Genomic DNA, 14,498 nt, shown 5'->3' with positions numbered 1-14,498 from the left:
TTTCCCGATGCAACTGAAGAACCTCGACACCGGGGTGGCTCTGCCATTGCCGGACGACTTGCTCTGGAGCGACGAGCACGCGTGGTCGCCAGCGGTCGCCAATGCGTCCTACCTGATCACCGGGGCCTTGCTGATCCAGTCGGCCACCCGGCAGGCAGGTCGGCCGATCACCCTGGTGGGAGCACCCGATATGGCCTGGGTGACGCGTGCCGCCGTCGAGCAGTTGCGCGCGTGGGCGGCGATTCCGGTGGGCGGCAGCACAGGCCGTTTCGAACTGACTTTCGCCGATGGCCGGGTCTTCACGGTCGCTTTCCGCCACCAGGAGGTCGCCATCGAGGCCGAACCCGTGCTGGGCATCCCAGCGCGATCCGGCAACGACTTCTACCGCCTGACCCTTCGATTTTTGGAGATTGCCTGATGCCAATTCAATCTGGCGACGTGAAGCTGCTCAAGTCCGCCGTGATGGCGGACGTGCCCGAAGGCGGCGGCGCGCCCACGGGCCTCGTGATTGCCGATGGCGTATCGAACGCCATCTTCCCCGACATCTCCGAGCTGGATCGCGCCGGAGGCCGTGTCAACCTGCGCAAGAGCTTCGTGCAAGTGGCCACGGATGACACCGACACCTACTTTGGGGCCAACGTCATCGTGGCTGAGCCGCCGCAGGACGAGCGCGTCAGCGTCACGCTGTTTTCAACCCGCAAGACCTTCGACACCCGTGAGCAGGCGCAGACCCGCATCGAGGCCTACCTCAACAAAGGGCCGGAGTGGGCGGGCTACCTGTTCGAGAACCACATTGCGGGCCAGCGGGTGATCCAGCTCTTCCAACGCCTCAGCGACGCCGTGCCCAACGTCGGCCAGACCCTCGTCCTGATCGAGAACGAAGGACTGCCCACGCAGAAGGAGCAGTACATCCGCGCCACCGCCGTGTCGGTGGTCGAGCGCAGTTTCACTTACAACACCGACCAGGACTACAAGGCGGCGGTCGTCACCGTCGCCATCAGCGACGCGCTGCGCTTTGATTTCACGGGCTCGCCCGCCAGCAGAACCTTCACGCGGGCAACCAACAGCACGAAAACGCGCGACACGGTGGTGGCCGACGCGGGCACCTACGTCGGCGTCGTGCCGCTGACGCAGGCTGCCAATGTGGGTGACTTCACCATCAAGGGCGCGTCCATCTACACGCAGCTCGTGCCCAGCGCCCAGACCGAGACGCCGATCTCCTTCGTGCCCCCCTACGCCGCAGCAGGTTTGCCGGTGCCGGGCGCGGCACCCGTGAGCTACACGGCCAGCCATGCCTGGAACACCAGCATCAAATTCAACCTACCGGGTGGCTGCCTGCCGGGGTCGCTGTCCATCGTCACCGATGGCATCACGATCTTCGACGATGCGGGCCTACTCAAGACCGCCAGCGGCACGCTGGGCACCATCGACTACGCCAACGGCATCCTGAGCCTGAACTCCGGCTCGATGTCCAACAGCAAGGCCATCACCTACACACCTGCTGCACAACTGCAGCGCGCGCCGCAAAGCGCGGAGATCGCGGTCACGCCAGAATCGCGCAGCCAGTCCTACGTCGGCACCGTAAATCCGGTGCCGCAACCCGGCACGCTTGCCATCAGCTACATGGCGCAGGGCCGTTGGTACGTGCTGTCGGATGGCGGCAATGGCTCCCTCAAAGGGCTGGATGCCAGCTACGGCGCGGGCACTTTCAACAAGAACACCGGGGCCTTCGTCGTGACCTTGGGGGCACTGCCCGACGTGGGCTCGTCGCTGATCCTGACGTGGAACGTGCCGACCCAGGAAACGCAGCAGCCAACCGCCGCTCTGAAGGCATCGCAGGCCCTGCAGCTTGCCCCGCCCGAAGGCAAAAGCGTTCAGCCGGGCACGCTCACCATCACCTGGCCACACGAGAGCGGCACGGGCACGCGCACGGCGTCCGCCACCACGTCTGGCGAGCTCAGTGGTGCTGCCACCGGTAGTCTGAACGTCGCGCAGAACCTCTTGAGCTTCGCGCCGAACGTCCTGCCGCCAGTCGGCGCACTACTGACCGTGGACTACGTTGCGGGCCCCAAGCAGGAAGACAGCTTCGCGCACCCCTCGCGGGACGGCCAGGGCAAGGTGCCCGTGACTGCAACCCTGGGCTCCATCGAGCCGGGTTCATTGGAGATCGAGTGGAACACCCTGACGGACACCGCCGTACTCGGGGTCTACACGCTGCAGCAGATTCAGGCGATGGGGCTAGGCCTGTGGAACGGGGTCGATCCCACGCAATACGCCCGCGACGATGGTGCGGGCAATGTGCTGCGCGCAGGTCAAGTCATCGGTAGCGTCAACTACGCCACCGGGGCGGTGCAGTTCCAGCCCGACGTCACGGTCAAGATTCCAAGTCCCGTCTACGGGGCGCAGCGCCTTGGCTGGGCGTCGGGCGTGGGCCAGATGTTCCGCCTCAACTACGGCGGCATCAACTACGTGGATGCGCCGTCGCTCTACCCGAACGACGAGTCCGGCTACGTCAAGCTGCGCTACAACAGCGCGGGCTCGACCAGCAACCACAGCGAGACGTTCGCGTTCAGCCCATCGTTTCGGCTGGTGCCCGGCGTCAACGCGCAGGTGGTGACGGGCACGGTGTTGCTGGCCATCGCGGGCAGCCAGCCCTGGGGTGACAACGGTCAGGGCACGCTGCGCGAATTCACGCCCAGCGGCTGGGTCACGCGCGGCAGCATCAACTACCTCTCTGGTGCGGTGACGCTCACCTCGTGGTCGGCGGGCGCGACCAACAGCATCACGCGCGCCAGTTGCGTGACCACTGTGGGCGAGAACATCTCCAGTGAGTACGTGTTCCGCACCGGTGCTGCGCCACTTCGGCCAGGATCGCTCTCCATTCAGTTCGCCCGCGCGGTGGGTGGAACCCAGACCGTGACGGCAGGCATCGACGGCACGATCACCGCGTCTGGCGTCATCGGCAGCGTCGATTACGACACTGGCCTTGTGCGAGTGCGGTTTGGCACCGTGGTCACGGCGGCGGGCAACGAGAGCGAGCCGTGGTTCGACGCCGAGAACGTGCGGCCAGACGGCAAGATCTTCCGGCCAGAGCCGGTCGCAGCCTCCAGCCTGCGCTACAGCGCCGTGGCCTACAGCTATCTGCCCCTGGATGCGGCGTTGCTGGGCATCGACCCGGTACGCCTGCCAAGCGATGGGCGTGTGCCGATCTTCCGTCCAGGAGGCTTCGCCGTCGTCGGCCACACCGGTCGCATCACCGCCTCAGTCAGCAACGGCCAGACCATCGATTGCACGCGGGTGCGTCTGTCGCGCGTGCGCGTGGTCGGCCACAACGGCGTGGTGATCCACACAGGCTACGTTACCGATCTCGAAGCAGGCACCGTCACGTTCACCGACGTGACCGGCTACAGCCAGCCAGTGACCATCGAGCACCGCATCGAGGACATGGCCGTGGTGCGCGACGTGCAGATCAACGGCGAGATCAGCTTCACGCGCCCGCTGACGCACGCCTATCCGCTGGCCAGTCCCGGCGATCCGGTCTCTGGCAGTTTCGTTTCCAGTGCGCTGGTGGCCGGTGACCTGTTCGCCCGCGTGAACCTCGTGTTCGACCAGAGCACCTGGAACGGCAGCTGGTCGGATGAACTGATCGGGAGCGCCGCCACCGCCACCTTCAACCACACCCAGTACCCGATTACGGTCACCAATCGCGGGGCGCTCACCGAGCGCTGGGTGGTTCGGATGACCAACAGCACCTCGTTCGAGGTCATCGGCGAGAACGTAGGTGTGATCGCTACTGGCAATACCAGTGCCGACTGCGCCCCCAACAACCCGGCGACCGGCGTGCCGTACTTCCGTCTGCCCGCGCTCGGCTGGGGCAACGGCTGGGCCACCGGCAACGTGCTGCGCTTCAACACCATCGGCAGCCAGTTCCCGGTGTGGGTGGTGCGCACCGTCCAGCAGGGGCCCGAATCCGTGCCCGACGACCACTTCACGTTGCTGATTCGCGGCGACGTAGACACGCCCTGATGGTGTGGATGCCCCCTGATCTTTGAACCCTTCTCGCAGGAATTCCTATGACCGACCTGACCGTCAAATACTTCAGCAGCGGCATGACCGGCGCGCCCCAGATCGCCAACAACTGGGGCGATCTGGTGACGATGCTCGATGCGTGCCTGATCAACGGCTTCGCCTTGAAGGCTATCGATACGTTGACCTTCGCCGACGGCATCGCCACGGCGACCATTTCCTCGGGCCACGCCTATCGGCCATTTCAGGTGGTTGAGATCGCTGGCGCTGAGCAGCCCGAATACAACGGACAGTTCCGGGTTCTGACGACGACGATGACCACGTTCACCTATGCAGTGACCGGCACGCCCGTCTCGCCCGCCACGACGGCGACGAGTTTCTCGGCCAAGGTTGCCCCGCTGGGGTGGGAGAAGCCGTTCTCGGCGACTCACAAGGCTGCCTACCGCAGCAAGAACCCGCAGTCACCGCAGAACCTGCTGCTGATCGACAACAGCCTCAAGACGCCCAACTACACGACGGGCTGGGCCAAGTGGGCCAACGTCGGCATCGTCGAAGACCTGTCGGACATCGACACCATCGTCGGCGCGCAGGCCCCCTATGACCCGAACAACCCGACGCAGAACTGGAAGCAAGTTCAAGCTGGCCAGTGGGGTTGGTACAAGTGGTACCACGGCCGCACCAGTGGCTACGACAACTCTGGTGACAGCGGCGGGGGCAACCGCAACTGGGTGCTCATCGGCGATGACCGACTGTTCTTCTTGTTCTGCACCAATGCTGCCGGATACGGCTGGTACGGGCGGAGCTCGTATTGCTTCGGGGATATCAGCAGCTTCAAGCCCGGCGACAACTATTGCACCGTGCTTTGCGCTGAAGACGTCTATTGGAGCAACAGCAGCAGCGGCTATTCGAGCTACCCGGGGCAGTACAACGACTACGGGTTGGTCTCGTCCCTGGACTTCACGGGCAAGGTGCTGCTGCGCAACCACACCCAACTCGGCAACCCAGTGCGGTTTGGGCTCACGTCCCTGAACACGAACAACGGCCAGCAGATCTGCGGCCGGGGCCCGACGCCGTTCCCGAATGGAGCCGACTACAGTTTGTGGCTGCTGCCCACCTACGTGCGGCAGGAGGATGGCCATATGCGCGGCATCCTGCCTGGAATGCTGTGGATGCCCCAGGATCGTCCGTACAGCGACCAGACCATCGTCGACAACGTCGTCGGCCAGGAGGGCAGAAGGTTCCTGTTGGTCAGGACGCAGTACAGCTCGGAAACCGAAGGTGCGCAGATCGCGTTCGACATCACCGGGCCTTGGAGGTAAGCCATGAGCTACCCGCTGAGCGAGTCCTTCGCCACTGCGCCTGCCGCCGGCTACACCGCAGTCCTGGGCGGAATGTCCGCGACGCACAACAGCGCGCAGCAATCCATCGACATCTCGGCTCCCAACAGCCAGTCCATTCTGCGTTTCAATGAAACCGCCCACGGCGATTTCTGGTTCGAGGCCGACGTCGAGTTGCTGACCGATCCAAGCGCCCGCAAACACATCGGCCTGTGGATGACCACTGGCAATGGCTCCGAGGGCTTCCGGTTCGCACACCTCGACGGGGGGTGGAGCGTTTCCCGCTGGAACAGTGGTTTCGGTGACGGGGCCGGGGTGACGGGCGGGGTCAATGATGGGGCGAGGCCTATCGCTGGGTTGGCCGACGTGGCTCCGACCTTCAACGTCGGCCAGCGGTTGACCCTGCGCTGCGAGGTCATAGTCGGTGCCTTGGATGCCAACGGCGTGCCCTGGGCGCGGTTGATCCAGTTCACAGCGGATGGCGTGCTGATGTTCCAGGTTGGCGATGCCGCCTACCGGGGCAAGCTGATTCCTGGCGTCTTTTTGTACGGAGCCACGGCACGCGTCCACGCTATCGCAGGCGACACCCCGTCTGGTTTGCCCGCTTTTCCGACGACGGTGGGCGTGAACGCCGACGACGATCTGCTGCCGCTGGCCGGGGGCTCGACCTCGGTGCCGCCCAACCCCGCCGCCAACATCGGCGTCAATGCCCAGGTCGACTTGTCGCGTCTCAACAGCCCGTCGAGCAATCTGTGGAACCGAGGTGGTGGCTACGACTGGCAGTTCCATCCGATTCCGAACGGTCGCAAGAACATCCACTTCAGCGGCCACGGATTCATCGTCGGAACGGTCAAGGAGAAGGGACAACCCGACCAACCGCTGGCGCGGCGGGTTCAGCTCATCAGCGAGAACACCCGCGTCCTGGTCGCCGAGACCTGGTCAGACACCGGAGGCAACTACCGATTCGAACTGCTGGACCCGGCGCAGCGGTACACCGTGGTCAGTTACGACACCCCACAAAACGGTGTGCAGATGTACCGCGCCGTGATCGCGGACAACCTACGCCCGGAGATGATGCCGTGACCGTTGCCATCACTGTCGAACACAACGAGGCGCGGCTGGCAGGCACCTTGGCCTTCCTCGACGCAGGCACCAACCCGGCGCGCCTGCGCATTTACGGCGGTACGCGTCCCGCCACCCCGGCGACGACGCCCGCGAGCGCGATGCTGGTCGAGATCAGGCTCACCAAGCCCGCAGGCACGATTGCGGGGGGACTCCTCACCCTGACGCAACAGGAGGACGGTCTGATCACCAACACCGGCGTCGCCACGTGGGCGCGGCTGGTCAACGGCAACGAAGTCACGGCATTGGATCTGGATTGCAGCGGTACCGACGGCGATGGCGATGTGAAACTGGCCAGCACCAACCTCTATCTGGGCGGTGACGCCCGGATGGTGTCGGCCATCCTGGGGTAAGCCGTGCCTGCCGTGTCCAACGAGGTGACCCTGGTCGCCACGTTGCCCGCGCCCGCCGTCACCGTAGTCGTCGGTCCGCCCCTGGTCGATCTGCTCTTCGATCAACCTGCCGCCACCGACGCCAATTTGGTGTTCGGGGCCAACTACATCGCGCCGCGCGACGATGTGACGGTGCAGGCCACACTGCCGCTGCCGGTCGTCACGATCAAGTTCATCCCACCGGCACGGGCCGAGTTGTTAGCCCAGCTCCCGGGCCTGACGGTGCAGTCACTGGTCTTGCGCCCGAGCGTGCCCTTGAATGTAGGGGCTGGTGCTGGCGCAAGCCTGCCCGGCGTCGTGTTCACCGGAGAGGTCAGGTACGCGTCGCACACGCAGCGTCCCACGGTGGGTCGGACTTCGCACCTCTGGCAGGTGGCGAAGCAGACGGAGGACGGCGCGAAGCAGGGCCAGCAGGATGCGGCTGCAACGCCCGCAGGCTGGAAGACGTTCTGGCGGCGCACGATTGCCGCGCCTCAAGGCGTCGACCATCGGTTACCCCCGGTCTTGGCCTCGCTGCCTGCGCAGCATCGAACGGGCCAGCAACAGGCTCGGCCCTTCCACGACTTGACGTGGTTCGCGCATCAGGATGGCAAGTATCTCGAATTGGCTCGACTGAGCTTGTTTCAGAACGCGTCCCGCCTGCGCGATGCGACGGGGTTTCGTCATCAAGACGGCGACCGCACCAAGCGCGCGGGACGGGTGAGCCCTTGGCAAACCGCGCGGCAGCGCACCCAGCGCCAAGGGAGTGATTTTCAGAGCGCGAGTGCCTTCGTGTGGGGTTGGCGTAGCCGGTATCAGGATGCCGTGCCACCACCGCCGGGGATCAGCATCAGGGTGATCCCAGAGCCGCCCGCGCCACAACCTTGCTACACGCCGAGTACCCACCTGATGTTCTCGGCATTGGCCCCTGCGGACAGCCACTTGCTGTTCGTTTGTGAAAACCACATCGACCCGCCACCTCCCGATGGGGAGCCGGTGGTCGTTCCCGTTCGGAGGGTGTATTTCGTGATCAACAACGTGACGCTGCACCGGCTGCCCGATGGTTTGCCGGTGCCAGTGTTCAGCCTTTCACTGGCGCTCGATGCCGCCTCCTGGACGTGGGGCTTCGATGCGCTGCTGCCCGCCGCCGCAGAAGCTCTTGTCGCCCCCGGAAGCAACGGCGGCCCGGTCGAACTGGTAGCCAGCGTCAACGGCACGCCGTTTCGCGTGCTGGCCGAGAGCATCAGCCGCGAGCGTGTGTTCGGCGACGCGAGCATCCGCATCTCTGGAAGAGGGCGCAACGCCGTACTGGCCGCGCCCTATGCCCCGGTGATGAACTTCCAGCAACCGCAGGCGCGCACGGCGCGGCAGTTAATGGACGACGTACTCACGCTCAACGGCATCCCGCTGGGCTGGAGCATCGATTGGGGCATCACCGACTGGAACGTGCCTGCCGGGGTGTTCACCAAGCAGGGAACGTGGATCGAAGCCTTGGTCGCCATCGCCAGTGCGGTCGGCGGCTACCTGATCCCGCACCCTTCCGAGCAGAGCATTCGCGTGCGCCACCGCTATCCGGTAGCACCCTGGGACTGGGCCAGCGTCACGCCCGACTTCGTGCTGCCGGTGGATGCCGTCGCCCGCGAGTCGCTGCGCTGGGTGGACAAGCCCGCTTACAACCGCGTGTTCGTGTCGGGCCAGGACCTCGGCGTGCTCGGGCAAGTCACGCGTGCGGGCAGCGCCGGAGATGTGCTGGCCCCGATGGTGGTGGATAGCCTGATCACCGAGGCGGCGGCTGCGCGTCAGCGAGGCATCGCCGTGCTGGCCGACACCGGTCAGCAGATCGAGGTCAGCCTGCGCCTTCCGGTGCTGGCCGAGACGGGGATCATCGAACCGGGCGCGTTCGTCGAGTACCAGGACGGCAGCGTGACACGCCTTGGCCTCGTGCGCTCGACGCAGGTCGAGGCCGGAATGCCCGAGGTCTGGCAGACGCTGGGGGTGCAGAGCCATGCATAACCTGTACGACCAGTTCCGCCAGCTCATCCCTGATCCGCCATTGCAGGCGGGCACGGTGGTGGGCGTCGGCTCCGGCGTCGTGACCGTCGCCTTGCCCGGCGGCGGCTTGATCCGCGCACGCGGCAGCGCTGCCATCGGCCAGAAGGTGTTCGTGCGTGATGACGTCATCGAAGGCGGCGCACCCAGCTTGACGCTGGAAATCATCGAAATCTGAAGCCCATCTTCCTGATCACCCCTGAACCCGCCTTGGTGCCACGTGCATCAGGCGGGTTTCGCATTTCTGGAGACCTGCAATGACCGAACCCGAACAACAACCCGCCGCCCTCGTGGAGAACATGCTCCTGCTGCGCCGCGAGGACTTCGACGAACTGCTCGACCGTGCAGCCGAACGCGGAGCCGAGCGTTGCCTTGCCCATCTCGGGCTGGAGAACGGCAGTGCCGCGAAGGACATCCGCGAACTGCGCGATCTGCTGGAAGCGTGGCGCGATGCCCGGCGAACGGCGTGGCAGACCACCATCAAGGTCGTGACCACCGGCATCCTGGCCGCGCTGCTGGTGGGGGCCGCCATCAAGTTGAAGCTGATGGGAGGCGTCCAATGACCGCCAAGCCGAAGATCTGCCTTCTGGACGACTGGCGACGCGTGTTGCGACGGGCCTGGAGCATCCGCTTCTCGCTGCTGGCTGCTGCCTTCACGGCGGCTGAAGTGGTGGTGCCGCTGTTCGGGGATGTACTGCCGCGCGGCGCGTTTGTGCTGCTGGCCTTTGCCGCCAGCATCGGCGCGACCGTTGCGCGCATCGTGGCGCAGCCGGAGATGCACCAATGATCCGGCCACCGCAACGAAAAACTGTGGCTGCGTTGACCTTGTCCGCCGCCGCTCTGGTCGGCATCGTGCTGCACGAGGGCTACACCGACCGCGCAGTGATTCCGGTCAAGGGAGATGTGCCGACCATCGGGTTCGGCACCACCACCGGGGTGAAGATCGGCGACACCACCACGCCGCCGAAGGCGCTGGCTCGGGCGCTCACCGATGTGCAGCAGTTTGAGGGTGCGCTCAAACAATGCGTAACCGTGCCGCTGGCCCAGCACGAGTACGACGCCCTGGTGAGCTTCTCCTACAACGTCGGCAGCCGCGCATTCTGCCAGTCCACGCTGGTCAGAAAACTCAACGCCGAGGACTACGCCGGGGCCTGTGCCGAGCTGCTGCGCTGGCGCTTCTTCCAGGGTAAGAACTGCGCGCTGCCCGCCAATGCGCGCCTGTGCGGCGGGTTGGCCACACGGCGCGAGGCCGAGTACCGGCAGTGCATCGGGGAGGCATCGTGAGTGTGATTCCATGGGCGTACCGGCTGCTGGCACTCGCGGTGCTCGGCGTCGCCCTGGTCGGCTTCGGCTGGATCAAGGGCGCAAGCCACGTTCAAGCGCAATGGGATGCCGCCGTCCAGCAACAAGCCCTACAGACCGCAGCCATCCGCGAGCGGCAGGCGCAAGCCACCGTCAAGGTCGTCACCCAGTACGTCGACCGCGTCCGCATCGTTCGCGAGAAGGGCGAAACCATCATCAAGGAGGTTCCTGTCTATGTGCCCGTTCAAGCCGATTCTGCTTGCACTATCAACCGTGGCTTTGTGCGCCTGCACGACGCTGCCGCCGCCGGTAAACTGCCCGAGCCCGCCCGAGATGCTGATGCGGCCGCCGCAGGCATTGCGCTCTCTGCCGTCGCCGGAGCTGTTGCTGCCAACTACCAGACCTGCCACGAAAACGCCGAGCAATTGAGGGCGTTGCAGACGTGGATCGTCGAAATTACAGCGAACATCAGGTAAGGATCGAGTGCTGGCTACCAGCCCGGCGGTGGATCGCAGCTACCGTGGACTTCACGTTCAACCTCGGCGCGGGGCGCTTGCAGACATCAACCCTGCGACGACGGGTGAGCCAGAGGGACTGGGCCGCCGCCAGCACGGAGCTGCGGCGCTGGGTATACGGGGGAGGCCGAGTCCTGCCAGGGCTGGTTGCTCGAAGGGAAGCGGAATGCTTGATCTTGAATGGGAGACCTGATCTATGAGTCCGAAACGTTCCCTACACGCCCATAGCCGTGTAAACTGCCCCTTATATCCAAAATCGACGCTAAGCACAAGTACCAAGAACGTGGCCCTTGCCTACAACAAAGAAAATGCGCTGAACGCAATTTGCCCTTACTTTACGATGTTTCCGCTCGAGTATCCGAACAGGGTCCTCAAGAAGCATCTAAAGGAAAAGCCAGTTGTTCTCGATCCATTTTGCGGTCGGGGAACAACCTTATTCTCTGCCCGACAATTTGGGTTCTCTTCCTGGGGTATTGACTCGTCGCCCGTCGCCGTTGCCATTGCGAAAGCCAAGTTAGCGAGCTGTGACATTGAGGCGCCTCTCGCGCTTGCTGCAAAGTTGATCTCAGAGGTTGTCCCAACCGAAATTCCAGATACGCCATTTTTTCGTTCGGCATATCACCAATCGACGCTCCGCGATATTTGCGCCTTGCGCGAAGGATTGCTTGGTCTCGATGAAGAAACAGATGCGTCGTCCATTTTGCGCGCTGCGGCGCTTGGGTGTTTGCACGGTCCACTTCCCAAACACGTCGAGAATGCGGGCTACTTTTCCAATCAAATGCCGAGGACTTACGCGTCGAAGCCTGACTACGCCGTGAGGTTTTGGAAAGAGCGGGGTCTTAAAGCGCCAAAGACCGATGTGCTCCGGGTGCTGCGTCGGAAAATCGAACGCTTGGCGGGGCTTGAGCAAGCGTCGCCATGTCCGACATCTCAGGTGTTACATGGCGATGCTCAGTCGGAAGGGGTGTTCAAGTCGATCAGCGTTGCGCCATCGATTGTGATCACGTCCCCCCCTTATTACGGAATGCGGACGTATGTTCAGGATCAATGGCTAAGGAACTGGTTCCTGGGTGGGGCTGACTCCATAGACTACTCGGCTGGACCACAACTCGATCATGGCGGACAGCCGGTTTTTGCCGCGTCGCTCGGTAAGGTCTGGAAAAATATCGCCATCAGCGCAGCGTCGTCCGAGTCGCTTCATATGTACGTCCGATTCGGAATCATTCCATCTGCGCTAGTTGATGCAAAGAAACTCTTTAGAGCCTCGCTGGAGGAGTCCGGAGTCGATTGGCGCTTGGTGTCTACCCGTTCGGCGAAATCAGCAGACGTCGGCAAGCGGCAAGCAGATCAGATGAAAGCCGAGTCTGCCGCCGCCGTCGAATTTGATTTTCACGTCGAAAGAGTTTGATTGCGCTAGTTGCTATCGGTGGTAACGCAGTTTCGCTTGCCGCGACGTTGATCCGAGCGAGATCTGATCGCTGATTTCCTGGTTGCAGAATTCATCGACGTAGTCTTTGATCGCATGCGCAGTCTCGAGCGCCTTCTTGTCTTGTGGGACGTGCCCTGCGAGGGTCATCGGCATGACCACCAGACACTTGGCCATTGCGCGGGAGATGGCGACGTTGGTTCGCTCTAGTTGCATGAGGAACGCTTCCTCTCCCATGATCACATCGGCGTCCCCGACCCCGAAAGTCACGATGATCGTGTGACGCTGTCCCCCTTGGAATTTTTCAACGGTATCAACTGCTGAGTCGATCAAATCTGGTGGGTCAGATGGAAATATCGCTCTCAGTTCGCGGATCACCAACGCGCGCTGTGCACGGTGCGGCGTAACGATACCAATGCACCGTCCCCAAAACTGATCTGGTTGTGGCACCGCGTGCGTAACCGGCCCGCGTCCATCAAGCTCAGCACTCACTGTTTGCCTGAGGCACCAAGTCAAGGCAGCGACGATCTTTGCCTCAACGGAATTGCTTTGTGACGAGAGGTCATCGTCATGGAGCAAAGTCAGCACCTTATTCTCTGCAGCCAGAATATGCGGCCAAAAGGGAGACCAAGGCATGCCTCCAGGAAATCCGGACGTGGGAGTTGGTGGCGCCCCCAATAAATGAAGCGCCGTGGCTGCGTTTGCGGCCTGTAGGGTTGCTCGATAGCCGATGGTGCGGGCGTAGGCAACGATGTCCTCAGCAGAACGGTAGTTCTCTTCCAACGGACATGGAGTGATCTGATTGCCAAACGGTCGTTCGAGCAGGTACTTCTGGATGCTGCCCACCAAGTATTCGGCACCCTTGGGTGGTTCCAGAGCCATGATGGGTGGCATCTGAAGATGGTCGCCTGCAATGATCAGTCGCGCATCTTCTTTCAGAGTAGCAAGCGGAGATATTGCCGTGGTGACCTGAACCTGTGAGCTTTCGTCAACGATCACAACGTCGAAAACAGGGCCAACGCAGCTACCGAACCCCCAGTCTGCGAGCTTGTATGCCTGCATTGTCGAAGTGGCGACAATGGTGACTGATTCGGTATTCGCCACACTAGCGAGGCAGTCCTGCGTTTCCTGGTTGGCTTGGCTGAGATTGAATGATTCAACACGCAAATGAGGTTTGGACGCAGCGAAGGGCTTAGGAGTCTGCGACGAGGAATAGCCCACGAAGACATCTGCTGGGCAAGTTGAGTCGGCATCTAGCGCCTCAACTACGCGACCGATGATCTCTTCTACCGCTTTATAGGTCGGCCCAGCGACCAGCACTTTCAATGGCTGACTCCTCTGCACAGCGTCATGAACGAGCCCATGAATGCATCCGGCAAGCGTCTGGGTCTTTCCGGTTCCCGGCGGCCCCCAAATGATGGTCAAGCCTTTTTCTGCGGCGTGGGCAACGGCATCAGTCTGGCTGGTATTCAGGTTGTGCTTGGCTTTGGCGTAGGCGGCTACCGATGCAGCCTGAGGCGAGGCAACAACCGATGTTGCATGGACGGTGTCTGCCTCCCACAGAATGCGAGCAAGCGGAGTAATCGCTGCGGTACCTGGCCTTGCTGCGTTAGCGCCCATTGCAGTGGCAGCATTTCTGTCGGCAACCGCAATCGATGGATTGCCGACAGAGGCCAAGATTTTTTTGACCGTCTCATACCACTTGAATGAGCCTTGGCCCTTGGTAATGAAAATATCGTTCAGCAGGTCGATAGTTGAATTGGCCAGCAGGTACGGCGCGAATGCCGCCTCACGCCAGTTGCTTAATTTCAGTACTGCTTTGCGTGTGCCTCGGTCGAATGAAACCAGCGTCACAGAGAGTGCCGACCACAATGGGGTCAGAATGGTGTCACCCTGCCCGGAATAAGGCGGAGCTGTGACGGGAATCAGATCCCTGCCACGCTGAAGTGGAAGCCCAGGGAATCCCTCTTTGCCCAAGGCAAGATAGCCCTCGTTGTCGTCAAGTTTGGCTTCGGTTGACCCGGGCAGGACATCGAAGATGTACTCGTTCGGCGCTCCCGTTGGCTGGCCATTGGTAAGCCGTACAGCCTCGTAACTTGCCTCCAATGCTTCGGAATCAAGAGCTAGGCGCTGATGAGATTCAAGCTTCCTGGTCTGAAATTGCAGTTCTTCCCACCAGATCCACAGCTTGCTATCGAACGCGACGTCACGACTGCCCTGGGGTGTTGATTCATTTCCAAATCTGGGCCATTTCGGGACGCGTTCACGTTGAAATCTGAGCCACGTTGCCGCTCTATCGTGCTGAATTTTTCAGCACGGGGGAGCAGGAGTGATCAACGTGAGCACATTG

At 62.7% G+C, this 14,498-nt stretch carries 13 protein-coding genes and 1 pseudogene; 13 read left to right on the top strand and 1 reads right to left on the bottom strand.

Annotated elements, in window-relative coordinates; genetic code table 11:
* Nucleotides 1–7 precede the first annotated feature (7 nt).
* The 13 genes and pseudogenes from ACX12L_RS08960 (at nucleotide 8) to ACX12L_RS08900 (ending at nucleotide 12,130) form a co-directional block, all read left to right on the top strand.
* The gene (locus tag ACX12L_RS08960; RefSeq protein WP_459262327.1) at nucleotides 8–418 is read left to right on the top strand and encodes a hypothetical protein; all 411 of its coding nucleotides are present in this window, start codon (nucleotides 8–10) and stop codon (nucleotides 416–418) included.
* A complete protein-coding gene (locus tag ACX12L_RS08955) occupies nucleotides 418–4,026 on the top strand; it encodes a hypothetical protein (RefSeq protein WP_459262326.1) in 3,609 nt (1,202 codons plus the stop codon). The genes ACX12L_RS08960 and ACX12L_RS08955 overlap by 1 nt, the downstream gene beginning before the upstream one ends.
* A 47-nt stretch (nucleotides 4,027–4,073) precedes the next feature.
* On the top strand, nucleotides 4,074–5,345 hold the full coding sequence (locus ACX12L_RS08950; RefSeq protein ID WP_459262325.1) for a hypothetical protein: 1,272 nt from the start codon (nucleotides 4,074–4,076) through the stop codon (nucleotides 5,343–5,345).
* 3 nt (nucleotides 5,346–5,348) lie between these two features.
* Nucleotides 5,349–6,446, top strand: a complete 1,098-nt coding sequence (locus ACX12L_RS08945) for a hypothetical protein (protein WP_459262324.1) — start codon at nucleotides 5,349–5,351, stop codon at nucleotides 6,444–6,446.
* Nucleotides 6,443–6,838 (top strand): hypothetical protein, encoded by a 396-nt coding sequence (locus ACX12L_RS08940; RefSeq protein WP_024542011.1) that lies wholly within the window; start codon nucleotides 6,443–6,445, stop codon nucleotides 6,836–6,838. Before ACX12L_RS08945 ends, ACX12L_RS08940 begins: the two co-directional genes overlap by 4 nt.
* Before the next feature lie 12 nt (nucleotides 6,839–6,850).
* Nucleotides 6,851–8,869 (top strand): hypothetical protein, encoded by a 2,019-nt coding sequence (locus tag ACX12L_RS08935; RefSeq protein ID WP_459262323.1) that lies wholly within the window; start codon nucleotides 6,851–6,853, stop codon nucleotides 8,867–8,869.
* Nucleotides 8,862–9,083, top strand: coding sequence for a hypothetical protein (locus ACX12L_RS08930; protein ID WP_459262322.1), 222 nt, complete (start codon nucleotides 8,862–8,864; stop codon nucleotides 9,081–9,083). Before ACX12L_RS08935 ends, ACX12L_RS08930 begins: the two co-directional genes overlap by 8 nt.
* Before the next feature lie 79 nt (nucleotides 9,084–9,162).
* Nucleotides 9,163–9,468 carry a DUF6127 family protein gene (locus ACX12L_RS08925; protein ID WP_158383889.1) on the top strand — a complete coding sequence of 102 codons (306 nt, stop codon included), beginning with the start codon at nucleotides 9,163–9,165 and terminating at the stop codon, nucleotides 9,466–9,468.
* A complete protein-coding gene (locus ACX12L_RS08920) occupies nucleotides 9,465–9,692 on the top strand; it encodes a DUF7940 domain-containing protein (protein WP_153163440.1) in 228 nt (75 codons plus the stop codon). The genes ACX12L_RS08925 and ACX12L_RS08920 overlap by 4 nt, the downstream gene beginning before the upstream one ends.
* Nucleotides 9,689–10,189: a lysozyme gene (locus ACX12L_RS08915; RefSeq protein ID WP_459262321.1), complete on the top strand. Its 501-nt coding sequence runs from the start codon at nucleotides 9,689–9,691 to the stop codon at nucleotides 10,187–10,189. The genes ACX12L_RS08920 and ACX12L_RS08915 overlap by 4 nt, the downstream gene beginning before the upstream one ends.
* Nucleotides 10,186–10,683: a hypothetical protein gene (locus ACX12L_RS08910; protein ID WP_459262320.1), complete on the top strand. Its 498-nt coding sequence runs from the start codon at nucleotides 10,186–10,188 to the stop codon at nucleotides 10,681–10,683. The genes ACX12L_RS08915 and ACX12L_RS08910 overlap by 4 nt, the downstream gene beginning before the upstream one ends.
* Before the next feature lie 32 nt (nucleotides 10,684–10,715).
* A pseudogene (locus ACX12L_RS08905) lies at nucleotides 10,716–10,922 on the top strand (lysozyme); the annotation flags it as partial.
* Nucleotides 10,923–11,005: 83 nt separating this feature from the next.
* Nucleotides 11,006–12,130, top strand: coding sequence for a DNA methyltransferase (locus ACX12L_RS08900; RefSeq protein WP_459262319.1), 1,125 nt, complete (start codon nucleotides 11,006–11,008; stop codon nucleotides 12,128–12,130).
* Between the two features lie 12 nt (nucleotides 12,131–12,142).
* Here the strand turns inward: ACX12L_RS08900 and ACX12L_RS08895 are convergent, their stop codons facing one another.
* The gene (locus ACX12L_RS08895) at nucleotides 12,143–14,254 is read right to left on the bottom strand and encodes a DEAD/DEAH box helicase (RefSeq protein WP_459262318.1); all 2,112 of its coding nucleotides are present in this window, start codon (nucleotides 14,252–14,254) and stop codon (nucleotides 12,143–12,145) included.
* Nucleotides 14,255–14,498: the final 244 nt, after the last annotated feature.

This window comes from Alicycliphilus sp. T452 (genome assembly GCF_054512775.1).
The sequence above is the reverse complement of the archived record's forward strand: the minus strand, read 5'-3'. Positions and strand labels throughout refer to the sequence as shown.

What these genes read in the sequence shown, in the direction of transcription:
- ACX12L_RS08960 (WP_459262327.1), top strand. Translation starts at nt 8, where the DNA reads ATGCAACTGAAGAACCTCGACACCGGGGTGGCTCTGCCATTGCCGGAC.
- ACX12L_RS08955 (WP_459262326.1), top strand. Translation starts at nt 418, where the DNA reads ATGCCAATTCAATCTGGCGACGTGAAGCTGCTCAAGTCCGCCGTGATG.
- ACX12L_RS08950 (WP_459262325.1), top strand. Translation starts at nt 4,074, where the DNA reads ATGACCGACCTGACCGTCAAATACTTCAGCAGCGGCATGACCGGCGCG.
- ACX12L_RS08945 (WP_459262324.1), top strand. Translation starts at nt 5,349, where the DNA reads ATGAGCTACCCGCTGAGCGAGTCCTTCGCCACTGCGCCTGCCGCCGGC.
- ACX12L_RS08930 (WP_459262322.1), top strand. Translation starts at nt 8,862, where the DNA reads ATGCATAACCTGTACGACCAGTTCCGCCAGCTCATCCCTGATCCGCCA.
- ACX12L_RS08925 (WP_158383889.1), top strand. Translation starts at nt 9,163, where the DNA reads ATGACCGAACCCGAACAACAACCCGCCGCCCTCGTGGAGAACATGCTC.
- ACX12L_RS08920 (WP_153163440.1), top strand. Translation starts at nt 9,465, where the DNA reads ATGACCGCCAAGCCGAAGATCTGCCTTCTGGACGACTGGCGACGCGTG.
- ACX12L_RS08915 (WP_459262321.1), top strand. Translation starts at nt 9,689, where the DNA reads ATGATCCGGCCACCGCAACGAAAAACTGTGGCTGCGTTGACCTTGTCC.